This window comes from Chitinophaga rhizophila (genome assembly GCF_019492185.1).
In the GTDB taxonomy this organism is placed as follows: Bacteria; Bacteroidota; Bacteroidia; order Chitinophagales; family Chitinophagaceae; genus Chitinophaga; species Chitinophaga rhizophila.
This window is the reverse complement of the sequence record NZ_JAICCF010000006.1, coordinates 159,198-176,344: the sequence shown is the minus strand read 5'-3', so window position 1 is coordinate 176,344 and position 17,147 is coordinate 159,198. Positions and strand designations below refer to the sequence as shown.

The window sequence follows — 17,147 nt, the reverse complement described above, 5'->3', positions numbered from 1 at the left end:
AACACACGCTACGGCTTTGTATTCTATTACATCATACAAAATGCATTTAAAGATATGAAATACTCCGGTATTTTGTCAGGGATGCCTATGCGCCCATCCCGTCAGATATATTGTTTACCAGATCTCTTATTTAAGCTGATGCGTACTGTGATTATGATAATGATGGTGCTCTGCACAACCACATTACTGCTGATGGCCCGTCCCTCCAGCGGACAGGATCTCAGTACCGTAATGCTGCAGCTGAACGCCAAAGAAGGCAAACTGGATAAAGTCCTGAAGCGTATAGAAACACAGGCACCCTTCTATTTTATTGTTGATGGTACATTAGCCAGCACCATCCCTACACCCGCACTGGAAGGTAAAAAGCAGTCCCTTAAAGACCTGCTGGATGCTATCCTGCTGCCCAATGAACTCGTGTATGTACAGGATGGTCATTATATCATTATCAAAAAGAAGCCTGTATCTGCTGCCATGCAGGCCGCTGTAGCCGGTATACCTGTTCCTGCAGGTATGGCCAAAGTAATTACCGGTATTGTAACTGATGAAAAGGGACAGCCCCTGCCAGGTGTAAGTGTAGTAGTAAAATCATCCCGCGTAGGTACTATGACCAATGATAAAGGGGTGTTCTCTCTCGAAGCAAAGAATGAAGCTGATACACTGCAAATCAGCTATATAGGTTACCGTACCCAGGAAGTAGTGGTGAATGGCCGCAGCCAGCTGAATATACAACTTGCCCTCAGCGAAAACTCACTCGCAGATGTAGTCGTTATCGGTTATGGCAGCGTGCGTAAAGGCGACCTGACCAGCGCTGTCGCTACCGTGAAATCAGAGAACTTTGTCAAAGGGAATGTGCTGGATGCCGGTCAGCTGTTACAGGGGAAAGTAGCCGGCCTCTCCATTGGTACTCCCAGCGGAGATCCTACAAGCGGCTCGCAGATACTACTGCGTGGAAACACAACCCTGCTTGGCGCTAATGCCAATCCGCTGGTATTGATAGACGGTATCCCCGGTGATCTCAAAACGGTAGCACCTGAAGATATAGAATCAGTAGATGTACTGAAAGACGGTTCTGCTGCTGCTATCTATGGTACCAGAGGTACCAACGGTGTAATCATCATCACTACCCGCAGGGCAAGCAGTGCCTTCAGTAACGCGGTGGACTACAGCGGTTATGTAAGTACACAGTCTATAGCCCGCAAGCCGGATATGCTGACTGCGGATGACTATCGCAAGCAGATTGCTGATGGTATAAGAGACGCTTCCTGGAATCAGGGTGGTAATACCGACTGGCTAAAGGAAATCTCACAAACGCCGCTCACGCATGTACATAACCTGACCTTCCGAGGCGGTAATAACAAGACTAACTACCTCGCCAATGTGAATTACCGTTCCCTGGAAGGTATTATGAAAAAGTCTGACAACAGGACCTTCACAGGTCGTATAGATATTAATCACAGTATGCTTGATGATAAGCTGCGTATCAACCTGGGTATGCTGAATGCCAACAATAAGTATACTACTACCGGTGATGGCTTCAGCTTTAATGGTTATACCTACCGGCAGGCCATGATTCGTAACCCTACCTCTCCCGTACGTGACTCATTAGGCAACTGGTATGAGCAAACAGGGCTGTTTAACTATGAGAACCCTGTGTCCAGGTTATATGAGAGCGATGGCCGTAATACGTCCCAAAATTCGCGTTTAAACGGGTCGTTGACACTCTTGCCTGTCGAAGGGCTGAAACTGTCTGCATTGTTCTCTTATACGCGTTATAATGAAGATAGAGGGTACTCTGAGACCAAGCGCCACATCTCTACCCTCAGAGATGGCCGTAACGGATATGCTTCCGTTGGTAGTACACAGTCTATTGACAGGTTGATGGAACTGACTGCCCAGTATAACGCAAACGCCGGCAGACATAAGTTCTCCCTACTGGGTGGTTACAGCTACCAGGAGAATGAGTTCAATACCAACTGGATGCAGAACTGGGACTTCCCGACTGACCGGTTTACCTACAACAATATTGGTATCGGACAGGCATTAAAAGAAGGACTTGCACCTCAGTATAGCGAAAAGAGAGAAACTAACCTGATCGGCTTCTTTGGAAGGGCTACCTATAGCTATGATGACCGTTACCTCTTGATGGCCAGTCTGAGGCATGAAGCTGCCAGCCAGCTATATGGCACTAAACAACCCTGGGGTACCTTCCCCGCTGTTTCTGGTGGATGGCGCATCAGCAATGAAGCATTCATGAAAGACCAGCGACTGTTTGATGATCTGAAACTCCGCGCAGGCTATGGCGTTACCGGTACACAGCCTACTGACCTGTTCCTGGGGGTAGCTATTCTCAGCTATGGCAGCTATGTATATTCCAATGGCGTCTGGATACAGACGCTCGGACCTTCACAGAACCCCAATGCCGATCTGCGCTGGGAAGAGAAACATGAGTCTAACTTCGGACTGGACTTCTCCATGTTCCAGGGTAGGGTAAGTGGTACCGTAGACTACTATATCCGTCGTATTAATGGCTTATTATATGACTACCAGGTGCCTAGTCCGCCGAACTTATACCCTTCTACCCGGGCAAATGTGGGTAAGATGGAGAATAAAGGTCTGGAAGTACTGGTTAACTTTATTCCTGTCAAGACAAGAGATTTTGAATGGAACAGCAGTGTGAACTTCTCTACCAACACCAATAAACTGCTGAGTCTTTCCAATAATATCTATAAAGCTACTAACAACTACTTTACCACCGGTGGTACAGGAGAACCTATCCAGACGTTCACACATATTGTGAATATCGGCGACGATATTGGTGACTTCTATGGCTTCAAGGTAGTAGATATCTCAGACGATGGTAAGTGGATCTATGAAGGCAGAGATGGAAAGCCTGTCAATTACGAAGACTACCAGCATGCGTTTGAAGATAAAAGGGTATTGGGGAATGGTTTGCCAAAGTACTACGCAGGATGGAATAACAACTTCCGGTATAAGAACTTCGATCTGAATATCACTATGCGCGGCGCATTCGACTATCAGATACTGAACTACCAGCGTATGTACTACGAGAATACTGGTCTGCAACAATACAACCGCTTCAAATCTGCCTACGATAAGATTTATGGCAAGGCTGTGTTAAGCAAGGATATGCCACTGGAATTTAACAGCCACTATGTGGAAAACGGCGATTTCTGGAAGGTAGATAACATTACCCTCGGCTATAACTTCCGTAATTTGAAATCCAAGTACCTGCATGCAGCAAGAGTATATGTCTCTACGCTCAATACTTTCGTGATCACAGGTTATAAGGGAATAGATCCGGAGGTAAACAGGCTGGGACTAGCCCCCGGCAACGATGAGCGGGATAAATATCCTTCTGTAAGAACATTTACTGTTGGTGTAAACATGAGTTTCTGATCCGTTAATTCTTACTGTTATGAAACAAACTGCAAAAAAGATATTACTGGCTATGCTCATTATGTTGTGTGGCTGTACCAAACTGAAAGATGATAGTTATAACCAGATTATAGCCGGGCAATTTGATCCTACTGCACAGGATCTTGCTTCATTGGTAGGTGCTGCTTATGTGAACTGGCGTATTGTACTCAATGCCTGGAATGGGTATGCCCGTATACAGGAAGCTACCTCCGATGAAGCGGTAGTACCGGCCAGGCCTAACGGCTGGGTGGATGGTGGTATCTATCGCCGCTTGCATGAGCATAAATGGACCTCGGATGATGATGTGACTATCAATACCTGGAGCCGCTCATTTGCCGGCATTACCAATTGTAACCGGGTGATCTATCAGCTCGAATCAGGCAGTATACCTGTCACCAGTGGTAAAGAAGAAACCCTGGCTGAACTCAAGGTATTGCGTGCTTCCTACTACTATGTGCTCTGCGATGTATATGGCAATGTGCCTATTGTTACCCAGTTCGATGTGCCGGACGGTTTCCTGCCAGAGCAGCGTACTCGCAAGGAAGTATATGACTTCATCATCAAAGAAATAAAGGATAACATTGCTCTGTTAAGCGATAAGAATGACAGAACTACCTACGGTAAATTTAATCAGTGGGCTGCTTATACCTTATTAGCTAAGATGTATCTGAATGCTGAAGTGTATACCGGTACTGCCGCTTGGGATGAGTGTATCACGGCCTGCGATGCCGTCATTAACTCAGGAAAAGGGTTTATACTGGAGCCTGTACAGCGTAGTGTATTTGTAACGGATAATGAGAACTCGAAAGAGATCATCTTTGCACTACCTTTTGATGAGACATACGTTACTGACTGGAATGCTTTCGATATTCATATGCAGACATTACAACCTGCTAATCAGGCTACCTATAACCTTAAGTCCACCCCCTGGGGCGGTATCTGTGCCATTCCCCAGTTTATAAACACCTTCGATACTGATGATGCCCGCTATCGTGACAACTGGATCAAAGGTCAGCAATACAGTGCTGCCGGCGAGCCGCTGAACTGTACTATGGGCGCTTATACAGGTAAGCCGCTGGCATTTGTTAATGAAGTTCCCGGGATAGACCTTTCAGAAGAAATACATGGTTTCCGCCTGGGTAAATTTGAGTTCAAACAGAAGGCGAATGTTCAGCTCAGCAATGACTGGCCATTGTTCAGATATGCAGATATTTTGATGATGAAGGCAGAATCCCTGTTACGTAATGGTAATGCCGGCGCAGCAGCTGCACTGGTTACCCAGGTAAGACAACGCAACTTTACCGAACATCCTGAAAAGGCACTGGTAACCGGCGCAGACCTCATGAAAGGTAGTTCCTATGATTATGGTTTACGTAACCATTTGTCAGAAACCAAGGAAGGCGGCGCTAACATTCAATACGGTCGTTTCCTTGATGAACTGGGTTGGGAGTTTAACCAGGAAAACCGTCGCAGACAGGACCTTATCCGCTTCAAAGTATTTACAAAGAAAGCCTGGTTCTCTCATTCGCCCAATGGAGACTATCGTACCCTATTCCCCATACCACGTATTGAAATCAATAAGAACGGAAATCTGCAACAGAATACTGGTTATTAATATAAAGTTTATGAAGAAACAATTGCTGACATTAGCGCTGCTGTATACATTGCCATTGTGTGCACAGCAGGCCGACTATCCTGTGAGGGGTGTAGATTTTACTGCTGTGAAGTTAACAGACAGCTTCTGGCTGCCACGCATCCGGGTCAATCACGCAGTAACTATCCCGGCGTCTTTTGCGAGATGCGAAAGTACAGGTCGTGTGAAGAACTTTGATATGGCCGCTGCCAGAGAAGGTAAGTTCTGTACAAAGTTCCCTTTTGACGATACGGATATCTATAAGACGATAGAAGGCGCTGCATACTCTATGGCTGTAACGCCGGATAAAAAGATGGATGCGTATGTCGATTCACTGGTCACTATTGTTGGCAAAGCGCAAGAACCGGATGGTTACTTGTATACCGCCCGCACAATAGATCCTGCTCATCCGCATGAGTGGTCAGGCGCTGAGCGCTGGGTAAGAGAGCATGAACTGAGTCATGAGTTGTATAACTCCGGACATATGTTCGAGGCTGCCAGTGCGCACTTCCTTGCTACTGGCAAGCGTAACTTCCTGGACATTGCCTTGAAGAATGCCGATCTGCTGGTAAAGACATTCGGCCCTGGAAAGAGAGGCGTTGCACCTGGCCACGAAGTGGTTGAAATGGGACTGGTACGCCTGTACCGCATCACTGGTAAAAAGGAATACCTGCAACTGGCCAGGTTCTTTATTGATGAAAGAGGGAAACGCCAATATAATCCGAAGAGTAGAAATCAGTGGGAGAATGGTAAGTACTGGCAGGATCAGGCACCTGTAGTTCAGCAATCAGAAGCAGTCGGACATGCTGTAAGAGCCATGTATCTGTATGCTGCCATGGCGGATGTAGCTGCCCTGGAAGGCGATACTGCCTACCTCCATGCCATTGACCGGATATGGGATAATATGGCTACCAAAAAGATATATGTCCAGGGAGGTATCGGCGCTATTCCTGAAGGAGAACGCTTCGGAGAGAACTATGAACTGCCTAATGCAACCGCCTATAACGAGACCTGTGCCGCTATCGGCAACGCCTTCTGGAACGAACGCATGTTCCAGTTACATGGCGATGCCAGGTATATTGATATGTTGGAAAAGGTATTGTATAATGGTCTGATATCAGGTGTCGGACTGGATGGGAAAACTTTCTTCTATACCAATGCTATGCAGATCAGAAATGGTGTACATCATCATAGCCAGGAGCCTACCCGTTCAGGATGGTTTGAATGTTCCTGTTGCCCGACTAATATGGCCCGCTTCCTGCCCTCATTACCCGGATATATTTATGCTCAGAAGGCACGAGAGGTATATGTGAACCTCTTTGTCAGCAGCACAGCTAATTTACAGGTAGAGAAACAGAAAGTTAAGATTGTACAAACCAATAATTATCCCTGGGCAGGAGACTTGCGCTTTAGCATTGAGCCATCATCTGCGACTGAGTTTACATTGAAATTGCGCGTTCCTGGATGGGCCAGGGAGGAGGCAATTCCTGGTGGCTTATACCAGTTTGCAGATAAAGACCAGCAGCAGGTGATCATCAAAGTGAACGGTCAGCCTGTAAATTATCAGCTGGAACAGGGATATGCTGTTATCAAAAGGAAGTGGAGCAAGAAGGATAACGTAGAAATGCAACTGCCTATGGAAACCAAACAGGTCGTTGCTGACAATAAGGTGAAAGACGATATTGGTAAAGTGGCTATCCAACGCGGTCCCTTAATCTATTGCGCTGAATGGAAAGATAATGACGGCCGTACCAGTAACTTGTTACTCCCGGCTGTACTCCAGCCCGAGCTAAGAAAAGACTTGTTTAACGGCGTAGTCGTACTGAAAGGTCAAGGTAAGAGTATTAACGTCGATCAGCAGCAGCAGCAAGTCTCTACTACCAGCAAACAGGTAACGCTGATCCCATATTATGCATGGGCTAACAGAGGTGAGGGTGAGATGAATGTATGGTTTCCTGCTAAGCTCAAAGACGTTGAGTTGCTGAGTAACTAGGTATCAGTGAGTGGTACTGTTTAAGACTACAATGCAGTCGGATGCTTAAGTATGAATGTAGTATACGCAGATTATAAAAAGAAAAGAGGCGTTTCTTACTAAGAAACACCTCTTTTCTTTTTGTAATAAATGCTACCAGTTGTTATACCTGTAGACCAAGTTATCTTATGTCATTGCCCATGCTTACCGTTGTCGTGGCTTACATCTGCGCTGATTGGATCTTACATGTTCGCCAACCGGTCATCGTACGCGCTTCCATTGCTGCTGCAGCACCCCGTCCTGTTACTTTATTACTAACTTTTAAGTCCTTCGCAGATCTTCTTTACAATAGCTGGTCCCTCATATATGAAGCCTGTATATACCTGTACAAGCGATGCGCCTGCGTCCAGTTTCTCTTGTGCGTCAGCGGCGGTGAAGATACCGCCCACCGCTATAATAGGTACAGTTCCGTTGGTTTGTTTGTGAATATACCTGATTACCTCTGTCGCTTTCTCTTTTACAGGTAGCCCGCTGAGTCCTCCCGCGCCGATCGCTTCTACGTCGGCTGCTGGTGTTTTAAGGTTAGACCGGTCAATTGTTGTATTAGTTGCTACAATACCCGCCAGTTTAGTCTCCTGTATGATTTCAATGATGTCATCCAGCTGACTGACAGTCAGATCCGGAGCTATTTTGAGCAGGATCGGCTTTGGTTTTGTCTTCTGGTTATTCAGTGTCTGCAGGTGATGCAGTAATTGTTTCAGTGGTTCTTTTTCCTGTAAAGCACGCAGGTTAGGCGTATTTGGGGAACTAACATTCACCACGAAGTAATCTACCACGTCAAACAGTGCGTGAAAGCATTTCTCATAGTCGCTGATAGCTTCTTCGTTAGGTGTGATTTTGTTCTTACCGATATTCCCACCGATAATGATATCTGACTTCCTCTTCTGCAGGCGTTTGGCCGCTGCGATAGCACCCCCGTTGTTGAAACCCATACGGTTGATCAGCGCTTTATCTGCCGGCAGGCGGAAGAGGCGCGGCTGGTCATTACCTGGCTGAGACACCGGGGTGACAGTCCCGATTTCCACAAAACCGAAGCCCAGGCTGGCCAGTTCGTCTGTGAAACGGGCATCCTTGTCAAAACCGGCGGCTAGTCCAACCGGGTTTTTAAAGGTCAGTCCCCATAATTGCCTTTCCAGTCCCTGTCGTTTCGGCTGACAGAAAGAGTGGAGGATATTCTTTCCCAGGGGAAGCTTATGCATAATCTGCAGGCCGTTCATCACCTGGTAATGAATGCTTTCCGGAGGAAAGCGGAAGAGTATTTTCTTAATAAGATTGTACATGCGGGCACAAAGATAAATAAGTTAACCAATAACAGATAGACTGCTCTGGGTTAGGAATAAAGTACTACTGAAAATCCTGTATAGAATGATAGTCAGGTGATAACACAGCAAAACCAGGTATATATTATATCTTTACACCGCTTTTGAACAATGCTGGACCGCCAAACATTTGAAGATATCTTTAGAGCACACCATGCCGCTTGTCTCGCCTTTGCCGTTCATTACACTGGTAATGTACACGAGGCAGAGGAAGTGGTGCAGCAGGTATTCCTGCGGCTGTGGGAGAAGAGAGCGGTGATAGATATCACCGGGGCTACCCGGTCCTACCTGTTAGCTGCTATACGCAATACTGCTATCAGTAACTGGAGGAAAGAAACGGTCAGACAGCAAAAGGAGCAGGCAGCCGGTCACCTGCGGGAGGCAGATATTCATGTACAGTCTCCTGTATGGGAATTGGAACGGCGCTATCAGCAGGCCCTGGAACTGCTACCCGAACGTTGCCGGGAAGTATTTATACTCAGCCGTCAACAGCAATTGAAATACCATGAAATTGCTGCTGTAATGAATATTTCGGTGAAGACAGTGGAAAACCAGATGGGGAAAGCACTAAAGATTATGCATAAGGAGCTGAAAGACTACCTGCCCCTCATCTTGTTCTTATAATGAAATTTTTACTCCTATCATAGGGGGAAATTCTGCTAACCTGCGTCCTGTTACGGTACAAGAAAGGTCTGCTTTGGCTGCCTTGATCTGTTTAAAATACTACAAACTGTTTAATGACTAAACTATATGCTGATGAGGCATTATATGCCTTGCTATGTAAATACGTGCTTGGTGAGGCAGATGCGACTGAGCGCCAATGGGTAGAAGAATGGCTGAAAAGCGGCCCTGACCACCCGGCCCTCCTGGCTTCCCTGGAAAAATTGCTGAAGGATACGCCTGCCATCCAGGTGTCCTTTGACGATACGGAACGCGCCTGGCAGTCTCTCAGCTCCAGGATGGGCGGTCCTATCGCTGTACATAAAAGACGTAGCTGGTGGATGGCTGCCGCCGTACTGCTCATTGCTGCGGGAACAGGTCTATGGTGGCTCGCTGCCCGTAGCAATAGAATGCAACGATATGCCGGTCCCGTAATAGCCCACCTCAAAGATGGCTCTACAGTGCAGCTGGAAGAAAAAGCCCTGCTACTGGTACAAGCTGGTTTCGCAAAAGGCCGGCGCAAGGTCACACTGGAAGGAAAAGCCCTGTTCACTGTAACGCCGGACGCCGCTCAGCCGTTTATAGTAACATTGGGTGAAAGAACTATAAAAGTGCTGGGTACCCGCTTCACCGTCGAAGCAGCTGGTAAAGATGGCCCCCTGCGGATACATGTAGATACCGGGGAAGTGATGGTCACTGACAGTAGTATCAAAGATAGTGTGATATTATCTGCCGGTATGATCCTGGAACAACAGCAGGATAAGGCACCCTTCCGCATAGCGTCGCACGTAACAAATGCCGCTACCAGACAGCTGGTATTTACCGATACTCCGCTGTCAGAAGTATTACAGACCGTCAGTCTGATTTATAATATACACCTCTCGGCAGATAGCACCTTGCTGCTACTACCGGTGACTGCCACCTTTACCGGTGAAACTGCCGAAAATATACTGGCATCGCTCGCATTTATGACCAATGCTACTGTGCATAAAGAAGCCACCGGAATGGCACTAAAGAAGTAAAATGAATAATATTTACAACATTAAAAAGAATGATGTCACTGTTTGGTAGATTCCTGCTGGGGATGCTCCTGATCAGCATTACTGTGCAGGCGTCAGAATGGGATTGGCGCACCAGAGTCAGCGTAGTCGTAACAGACCAGCCGCTGGAAACGGTATGTGTAATACTCGAAAAACAATATGGCATCCATTTTTCCTATAGCCGTAACATTGTTGATCTCACTCCGTCTGTGAACGTAAATGTTCAGAACAAACCTCTGAAGAAAGCCCTGGAGGAAATTTTTTCTCCTTTCAACATTCACTTCGCACGAATTGGCGATCAGATTGTCCTGACGGTCAGGAACACGCCGACCTATACCGTCAGTGGTTATGTACAGGATGCCCGCTCAGGCGAAAAGCTGATCGGCGCAACTGTCTACTCTCCGACATTACAGATAGGGACCACTACCAATCAGTTCGGCTTCTTCAGTATCACGCTTCCCCACGACAGCGCCGGACTGTTCTTCTCCTATATTGGCTACGAAACCGGCAGATTACCTGTCCGTAAAAGCGAAAAAGCACCGGTCATTATCCCCTTACAGCCGCGTAGCAGCCTGCCGGAAATAGTTGTGGTAGATTCCAGCCGCCAGCATGCAGAACATCTCAACTTTAACCGGTTAAATGTATCTGCTGCTGCTATCAAATCCATGCCACGCCTGCTGGGAGAAGCAGACGTTATGCGTACAATCGTTGCGCTGCCGGGTGTTTCCGGCGGGCTAGAAGGCGCAGGGGCACTGTATGTACGCGGTGGTAGCCCCGATCAAAACCTGATACTGCTGGATGGTACGCCGATCTTTAACGTGTCTCACCTCTTTGGGATCTTCTCTGTATTCAATCCGGATATCGTGAAGAACGCCGATTTCTATAAAGGTGCATTTCCCGCCCGCTATGGGGGCAGACTCTCCTCCATCGTGGATATCTCTCTCAAAGATGGCGATATGCAGCAATATCATGGTGAGGCGGCTATTGGCCTCATTGCTGCCAAAGCAATGGTGGAAGGTCCGATTAAAAAGGGCCAAACCTCCTTCCTCGTGTCTGCCCGTCGCTCTCACGCGGGAACGTTGAATGACATTATCCTTAATACATCCGCAGAGAACACGGACAGCAAAGCCTACGTATATTTTTACGACGCTAACCTGAAAGTCAACCACATCTTCTCACCCCGCGACCGTCTATACCTCAGCGCTTACGTCGGACAAGATAAACTTAGTGTCAGGTGGGAAGAGAAACAGGAGAATACCGGCTCAAACACTGGTTACTATGGTGATAGCCGCTCTAATTTCCTCTGGGGAAATTATACCAGCACGCTCCGATGGAACCATGTATTCGGACCAAAGATGTTTGCCAATGTTACAGGCAACTATTCGCAGTACTACTTCTCTACAGATTACAAGTATAATTACAAGCCTGTCAATTCACCCGATACCGCTGTATTGTCAGGAAAATACTACTCGCGTATCCAGAATGCAGTTGGTAAGATTGATTTTGAATACAGACCACAGCCAAAGCATACCATCAAATTCGGTACGGGTGCCATTACCCACATCTTTACTCCGGGTGTATCTGTATTCCAGGATAATGGTAAAGGACAACCTGCCGTGGATACTACCTATGGGGATGTATCCACTATTGGACAAGAGCTGCTGCTATATGGTGAAGATGAATGGCATGCATTACATAATCTCTGGCTGAACCTGGGCATACATGCTTCAAGCTTCCTGGTAGATGGCCGCTTTTACAGTTCCATCCAGCCCAGGTTAGGCGCGCGTTACCAGTTGCCACGCCGATGGGTACTAAAAGGTTCCTACACACATATGAACCAATACCTGCATCTGCTGAGCAATAACGGGGCTAACCTGCCTACAGACCTATGGGTACCGTCTTCAGGTAGCGTGAAACCAATGTTCTCCCGCCAGGGTTCCTTTGGTATCTCCAAGACAAGCAGATATGGCATGTATGCCCTGTCACTGGAAACCTACTATAAAACCATGGACCATGTCATCGAGTATAAGGGTGAAGCTGCTTCCTTCACCGGGGCGGGCAGAGACTGGGACGAGATTGTGGATGTAGGCAAAGGACGTAGCTACGGTGGTGAACTGATGCTGGAAAAGAAGAAGGGTACTACCCGTGGATGGATCGGATATACCCTGGCCTGGTCTGACAGAACCTTCCCCAGTGTCAATAACGGAAAGACCTTCCCTTACAATTACGACCGTCGTCATGACCTGGAAATCGTCATTACCCAGAAGCTGGGTAAACACTGGGAGCTGTCTGCCAACTGGGAATATGCCAGCGGCAGGCCCCTCACATTGCCCACCGCCAGCTACGAAGGTATAGGCGAACCTTCCCCTTACGATCCGCCGGAAAATGACCCGATCCTCGATCATCTCGGAGAAAGGAACAAGTACCGCACCGCCCCCATGCATAGGCTGGATGTAAGCGCTACTTATACTAAAAAGAAGAAGCTGTGGACAAAAAGCTGGACTTTCAGTTTATACAACGCCTATAATCAGCAAAACCCATTCTATTATTCGATCGACACCGACAGGCAGAAACAGGAACGGTATCTGGCACAGGTCAGCATTCTTCCCATCCTGCCAAGTGTGACTTATGCAATTAAATTCTAAATGAACCGTATGCGTCCTTTAATAAATATTGCCGTATTAGTCATTGCCTTCACGGCCTGCCGCAAGGAATCCAGGATTGATATACCTTATCAGGGAGACAAGATCGTGCTGAATAGCCTGATCCAGCCCGATAGCCTGATATATTTCAGAATTACCAGGAGTAAGCCCGTAAAGGAATACCAGAACCTTCAGTTTCCCGAAATAAAAGGAGCAGACATTACCCTGCTGGAGAATGGGAAAAGACTGCCTGCGCCGGTATGGAAAGTGATCAACGGGAAGGGGTATTACGTGTCTCAGGCATTCGCCCAGGCAGGTAAACAGTATGCCGTAAGAGTGGCATATGACGGTCTGACCAGTGTGCTGGCGGCAGATAGTACTCCCGGACATCCTGAGATCAGTGACGCGTTTGCACAAAAAACTGCCAACAGGGTAAGGTTTACCCTGCGGGATAATGCAGCCGAAAGAAACTATTACAGAATACGCGTGTACAACGCCGATACTGTCAATGGTATCGTCACACCTATGAAACGGGATACCGTAAAATTCCGACTCGATCCCTCCTTTAATAACAACTTCTTCGATGTGATCGGCAATACCTACTATAGCGAAGTGTTGCTGAAAGATGACCGGATCAGCGGTAAAGAAGTACAGTTTGTACTACAGACAAATAAACAGGTAACCGCTTCCTACATGATGGTAGAAGTCAGCAATCTGACAGAAAGCGCCTATAAATACCTGGATAATACCTTTGCACAACGACTGGAAAACAGGCTCGAATTTTCCCTGCAGCCGGTGGATATCTATTCCAATGTAACGAACGGATACGGTATCATAGCAGGAGTGAACGCCAGGGTGCTTTCATTTGCAGTAGAATAACAACAATGTCACTTCTCTATCTGGTATTTCAGTATGATATCGTTGAGTTTACACGATAGCTTCACACATTCCGAAATAATGGTGTTTTCAAGTTCGGTGTAACCTGCAGATTCCAGGTGGTAGATCTGAGGATATATGGACGACATCAGCTCTTTAGAGGCAGATATCAGGCCGTCCTGCAGATTCACAAGTTGCTGTTGCTCCTGCATCGCACTCTGATAGTATGGCGATAATGGATTTAGTATTTCATCCCAATCCATGGGTATTAATTTTTCCGGTGATAGGTAATATATAAACAACAACAGGGGAAACTATTTAGTTTAGCCCTTCACCCAACTTCCTGAAGAAATATTGAATGTCATAGATATTTCCTTTTGCGTAAAGATTGTCATAAAATTTTCCCGATTCGATTAGTTTGTTACATTTCTGTGACATAATTTTACACCACTCAATTACTCCGCCGCACCTGTCAGTCCATTTCTGATATATCCTTATATCATTTCTTGACTGCCAGCAATTCATACTTATTTTTTCATACTGGTAAAACTATGCCGGGAAACTGTGAAGTTCCGTAACGGATATCCTATGTCCATACCGTACTTCTCCGGGTCCCGCACCTGATAACTTATGCTAAGATCTTGCCTGAGCATGGCGGAGTAAAAATGCTTACGGTAAGCGATGGTTGGCCCAAACCCCGGGTAGGGTCAACCATTAATTTTCTTCCAGGAATTTTAATCATCCTTATTTATTCAAAACTTATGATGAATCATATGCGGGTACGTGTAATGATCGTATCCTTCGCTGCCTGCCTGCTGGCAGTACTGAACGTTAGTGCCCAGAAACGTATCGTTTCGCTCAACGGCGCTGTTACTGAGATTGTATGTGCACTGGGATTTGAAAAATCATTGGTAGGCGTAGATGTGACAAGTACCTATCCTGCCGCTATGAAGCAGGTACCTAAAGTAGGACACAACCGTAATATTTCTGCCGAACCAGTACTTGCCCTACAGCCCGACCTGATCCTGGCTACTGATAATTTTATTCAGCCTGCAGTCATCGACCAGTTCAAAGGTGTAGGTGTAAAAACCGTGCAGATGAAACAAGACTTCTCCATTGCCGGTACTAAAAAACTGATCACTGACGTTGCCGCTGCTCTGAACGTTCCGGACAAAGGCGCTGCACTGGTAAAACAACTCGAAAAAGAACAGAAAACCCTGCACGTTGCGGCCCACCAGAAAAAGGTGCTGTTCATCTACGCACGCGGTGCCGGCACCATGATGGTGGCCGGTAAAGAAACACCGCTTGACAAAATCATTGCCCTCGCAGGTGCACAGAATGCTGCCAATGGCTTCAAAGATTTTAAACCTCTTACGCCGGAAGCGCTCGTAACCGCTAACCCCGATGTCATCCTGATGTTTGACGACGGTCTGAAAAGCATGGGTGGCGTGGATGGCCTGCTGAAAGTACAGGGTGTAGCCCAGACGAATGCAGGTAAACAGAAGAAAGTGATTACTATGGATGGGCAGTTGCTGACCGGTTTCGGACCACGCGTGATTCAGGCCGTGCAGGAACTGTCTGCGAAGCTGAACTAAGTCAAATGAATGTATCCAATATAAAACGTATCAGCAGTATTACCATCCTCAGCATACTGCTTCTCATCGTAATACTGCTGGCCACAGGTACCGGCGCTATGCACATGTCTCCTCTACAGGTGCTGGCTATTCTGCTCGACAAAGCCGGCATACACCTGCCGGTAGCCTACGAAGAAAATATGCCCGGCGTACTCTGGATGATCCGCCTGCCCAGAGTAGTACTCAGCGTACTCATAGGGGCTGGCCTCGGACTTGCAGGTGCCTCTCTTCAGGGACTGTTCCGTAATCCATTGGCAGATCCCGGATTAATAGGCGTCAGCTCCGGAGCATCTATGGCGGCCGTTGTCATGATCATGGTACAAAACCAGCTGCTCGCTTTTGAGCATACTCCTGTATTAAACTATTATGCACTGAACCTCGCTGCATTTGCTGGCGCGATCATTACTACGCTGCTCATCTTTCGCATTGCACGTTCCGGCGGACAAGCAGTAATATCTACGCTCTTACTGGCTGGTATTGCTGTAAGGGCCCTATGTGAGTCAGTCACAGGTATGATGACCTATCTGTCCAATGACCAGCAGTTACGTAGTATCACTTTCTGGTCATTAGGTAGTCTGGGTGGCGCTAACTGGTACACAGTAGCCGGTGTCGCTCCATTTATCATCATTCCGATGATATTACTGCCCCGCCTCGCTCCGGCTCTAAATCTGCTGGCCCTCGGAGAAAGAGAAGCAATGCATAGCGGCGTACGCGTACCCCGGCTCAAAGCCTTACTGATCGTACTGGCTACCATGGCTGTCGCTGCCGGCGTGGCTGCTGCCGGTATCATCGGGTTTATCGGATTGATCGTTCCTCATATTGTAAGACAAATAGCCGGTCCTGATAACAGGATACTGATACCCGGCGCTGCACTGTCAGGCGCTGTGCTGCTAACCATCGCCGATCTGCTGTGCCGTACCATCGTAGCTCCTACTGAACTGCCTGTTGGTATTATCACGGCTGTTATAGGTGGACCATTCTTCCTCTGGCTGATTATTAAAGAAAAAAGGACTCTACTGGCATGATGCTGCATGTAAATGATATATCACTTTCCCTGGGAAAAGCACAGATCCTGCGAAATATAAGTATGGATGCTGCTGCCGGAGAACTATGCGTAATCATGGGTGCCAATGGCGCTGGTAAGTCTACCCTGCTCAAGGTCATAGCAGGAGAGCATATGCACTACCAGGGACATGTGCTGCTGGCAGGCAATGAACTGAAGTCTATGCCCGTAGCTGCGCAAGCCAGCACAAGAGCTGTATTGTCTCAACAGCTGACCCTGAATCAGGCCTTTACGGTGGCAGAGGTGGCGAATATGGGCCGTTTCGTATACAGCACACACCTCTCTTCTCTGGATAAAGAAATCGTCACCTATGCCTTAAAAACCATGCAGGTGTGGAACCTGCGGGATAGAACATATCCGACACTATCCGGCGGACAAAAACAACGTGTGCAGATGGCCAGAGTGCTGGCTCAATTACTCGAAGCGCCCGATCTGCATACTACTGATTACGCCGGAAAGAAAATGCTGCTATTAGACGAACCTGTAACCGGTATGGATATACTTCATCAGCAATTATCCCTGCAACTGGCTACTACGCTTGCCGCCAGCGGGGTGCTGGTAGTAGCTGTACTACATGATTTTCAACTGGCGGCAGCCTTCGCCAGCAGGCTGTTACTGCTAAAAGACGGTACGATATATGCACAAGGCTCCGTAGAAGAAATACTGACGCCCGCTCACATTAAAAACTGTTTCGGTGTGGATGTTGCCGTACTCGAACACCCGCACTGTCATTATCCGCTGGTGGTAACCGCCGCTGCCGACGGCCTATTTAAATCACCTGCCGAAGAGGCAATAAACGTATTGTAATCC

Annotated in this window: 12 protein-coding genes; 10 read left to right on the top strand and 2 right to left on the bottom strand. The window is 47.4% G+C overall.

Features of this window, described 5'->3' with window-relative positions; translation table 11 throughout:
• The first annotated feature begins 138 nt into the window (after positions 1-138).
• Genes K1Y79_RS27285 through K1Y79_RS27275 form a run of 3 tightly spaced genes read left to right on the top strand, consistent with a single transcriptional unit; the run spans position 139 to position 7,064 of the window.
• Complete coding sequence (locus tag K1Y79_RS27285) at positions 139-3,417, top strand: SusC/RagA family TonB-linked outer membrane protein (RefSeq protein ID WP_236059886.1); 3,279 nt, start codon at positions 139-141, stop codon at positions 3,415-3,417.
• 19 nt (positions 3,418-3,436) lie between these two features.
• Positions 3,437-5,053: a RagB/SusD family nutrient uptake outer membrane protein gene (locus K1Y79_RS27280; RefSeq protein ID WP_220253388.1), complete on the top strand. Its 1,617-nt coding sequence runs from the start codon at positions 3,437-3,439 to the stop codon at positions 5,051-5,053.
• A 10-nt stretch (positions 5,054-5,063) separates the two neighbouring features.
• Positions 5,064-7,064: a glycoside hydrolase family 127 protein gene (locus K1Y79_RS27275; RefSeq protein ID WP_220253387.1), complete on the top strand. Its 2,001-nt coding sequence runs from the start codon at positions 5,064-5,066 to the stop codon at positions 7,062-7,064.
• A gap of 293 nt (positions 7,065-7,357) precedes the next feature.
• Here the strand turns inward: K1Y79_RS27275 and K1Y79_RS27270 are convergent, their stop codons facing one another.
• A complete protein-coding gene (locus K1Y79_RS27270) occupies positions 7,358-8,383 on the bottom strand; it encodes a quinone-dependent dihydroorotate dehydrogenase (protein WP_220253386.1) in 1,026 nt (341 codons plus the stop codon).
• 150 nt (positions 8,384-8,533) lie between these two features.
• Between K1Y79_RS27270 and K1Y79_RS27265 the strand changes: the two genes are divergently transcribed.
• The 4 genes from K1Y79_RS27265 (at position 8,534) to K1Y79_RS27250 (ending at position 13,643) form a co-directional block, all read left to right on the top strand.
• On the top strand, positions 8,534-9,046 hold the full coding sequence (locus K1Y79_RS27265) for an RNA polymerase sigma-70 factor (protein ID WP_220253385.1): 513 nt from the start codon (positions 8,534-8,536) through the stop codon (positions 9,044-9,046).
• A gap of 113 nt (positions 9,047-9,159) precedes the next feature.
• Positions 9,160-10,104, top strand: coding sequence for a FecR domain-containing protein (locus K1Y79_RS27260; RefSeq protein ID WP_220253384.1), 945 nt, complete (start codon positions 9,160-9,162; stop codon positions 10,102-10,104).
• 29 nt (positions 10,105-10,133) lie between these two features.
• Entirely contained in the window at positions 10,134-12,767 is a 2,634-nt protein-coding gene (locus tag K1Y79_RS27255; RefSeq protein ID WP_220253383.1) for a carboxypeptidase-like regulatory domain-containing protein, read from the top strand.
• Between the two features lie 9 nt (positions 12,768-12,776).
• A complete protein-coding gene (locus K1Y79_RS27250; protein WP_220253382.1) occupies positions 12,777-13,643 on the top strand; it encodes a DUF4249 domain-containing protein in 867 nt (288 codons plus the stop codon).
• An 8-nt stretch (positions 13,644-13,651) separates the two neighbouring features.
• On the opposite strand, the gene K1Y79_RS27245 is transcribed toward K1Y79_RS27250, so the two are convergent.
• Positions 13,652-13,903, bottom strand: a complete 252-nt coding sequence (locus K1Y79_RS27245; RefSeq protein ID WP_220253381.1) for a hypothetical protein — start codon at positions 13,901-13,903, stop codon at positions 13,652-13,654.
• Between the two features lie 498 nt (positions 13,904-14,401).
• Between K1Y79_RS27245 and K1Y79_RS27240 the strand changes: the two genes are divergently transcribed.
• From K1Y79_RS27240 to K1Y79_RS27230, 3 genes are read left to right on the top strand one after another with little or no spacing between them, the layout of a single operon-like run.
• A complete protein-coding gene (locus tag K1Y79_RS27240; protein ID WP_236059885.1) occupies positions 14,402-15,235 on the top strand; it encodes a heme/hemin ABC transporter substrate-binding protein in 834 nt (277 codons plus the stop codon).
• Positions 15,236-15,240: 5 nt separating this feature from the next.
• On the top strand, positions 15,241-16,299 hold the full coding sequence (locus K1Y79_RS27235) for a FecCD family ABC transporter permease (protein WP_220253380.1): 1,059 nt from the start codon (positions 15,241-15,243) through the stop codon (positions 16,297-16,299).
• A complete protein-coding gene (locus K1Y79_RS27230) occupies positions 16,296-17,144 on the top strand; it encodes a heme ABC transporter ATP-binding protein (protein ID WP_220253379.1) in 849 nt (282 codons plus the stop codon). Before K1Y79_RS27235 ends, K1Y79_RS27230 begins: the two co-directional genes overlap by 4 nt.
• Positions 17,145-17,147: the final 3 nt, after the last annotated feature.

Coding starts and splice junctions, on each gene's coding strand:
- K1Y79_RS27285 (WP_236059886.1), top strand. CDS start 139: ATGCGTACTGTGATTATGATAATGATGGTGCTCTGCACAACCACATTA.
- K1Y79_RS27280 (WP_220253388.1), top strand. CDS start 3,437: ATGAAACAAACTGCAAAAAAGATATTACTGGCTATGCTCATTATGTTG.
- K1Y79_RS27275 (WP_220253387.1), top strand. CDS start 5,064: ATGAAGAAACAATTGCTGACATTAGCGCTGCTGTATACATTGCCATTG.
- K1Y79_RS27270 (WP_220253386.1), bottom strand. CDS start 8,383: ATGTACAATCTTATTAAGAAAATACTCTTCCGCTTTCCTCCGGAAAGC.
- K1Y79_RS27265 (WP_220253385.1), top strand. CDS start 8,534: ATGCTGGACCGCCAAACATTTGAAGATATCTTTAGAGCACACCATGCC.
- K1Y79_RS27260 (WP_220253384.1), top strand. CDS start 9,160: ATGACTAAACTATATGCTGATGAGGCATTATATGCCTTGCTATGTAAA.
- K1Y79_RS27255 (WP_220253383.1), top strand. CDS start 10,134: ATGATGTCACTGTTTGGTAGATTCCTGCTGGGGATGCTCCTGATCAGC.
- K1Y79_RS27250 (WP_220253382.1), top strand. CDS start 12,777: ATGCGTCCTTTAATAAATATTGCCGTATTAGTCATTGCCTTCACGGCC.
- K1Y79_RS27245 (WP_220253381.1), bottom strand. CDS start 13,903: ATGGATTGGGATGAAATACTAAATCCATTATCGCCATACTATCAGAGT.
- K1Y79_RS27240 (WP_236059885.1), top strand. CDS start 14,402: ATGATGAATCATATGCGGGTACGTGTAATGATCGTATCCTTCGCTGCC.
- K1Y79_RS27235 (WP_220253380.1), top strand. CDS start 15,241: ATGAATGTATCCAATATAAAACGTATCAGCAGTATTACCATCCTCAGC.
- K1Y79_RS27230 (WP_220253379.1), top strand. CDS start 16,296: ATGATGCTGCATGTAAATGATATATCACTTTCCCTGGGAAAAGCACAG.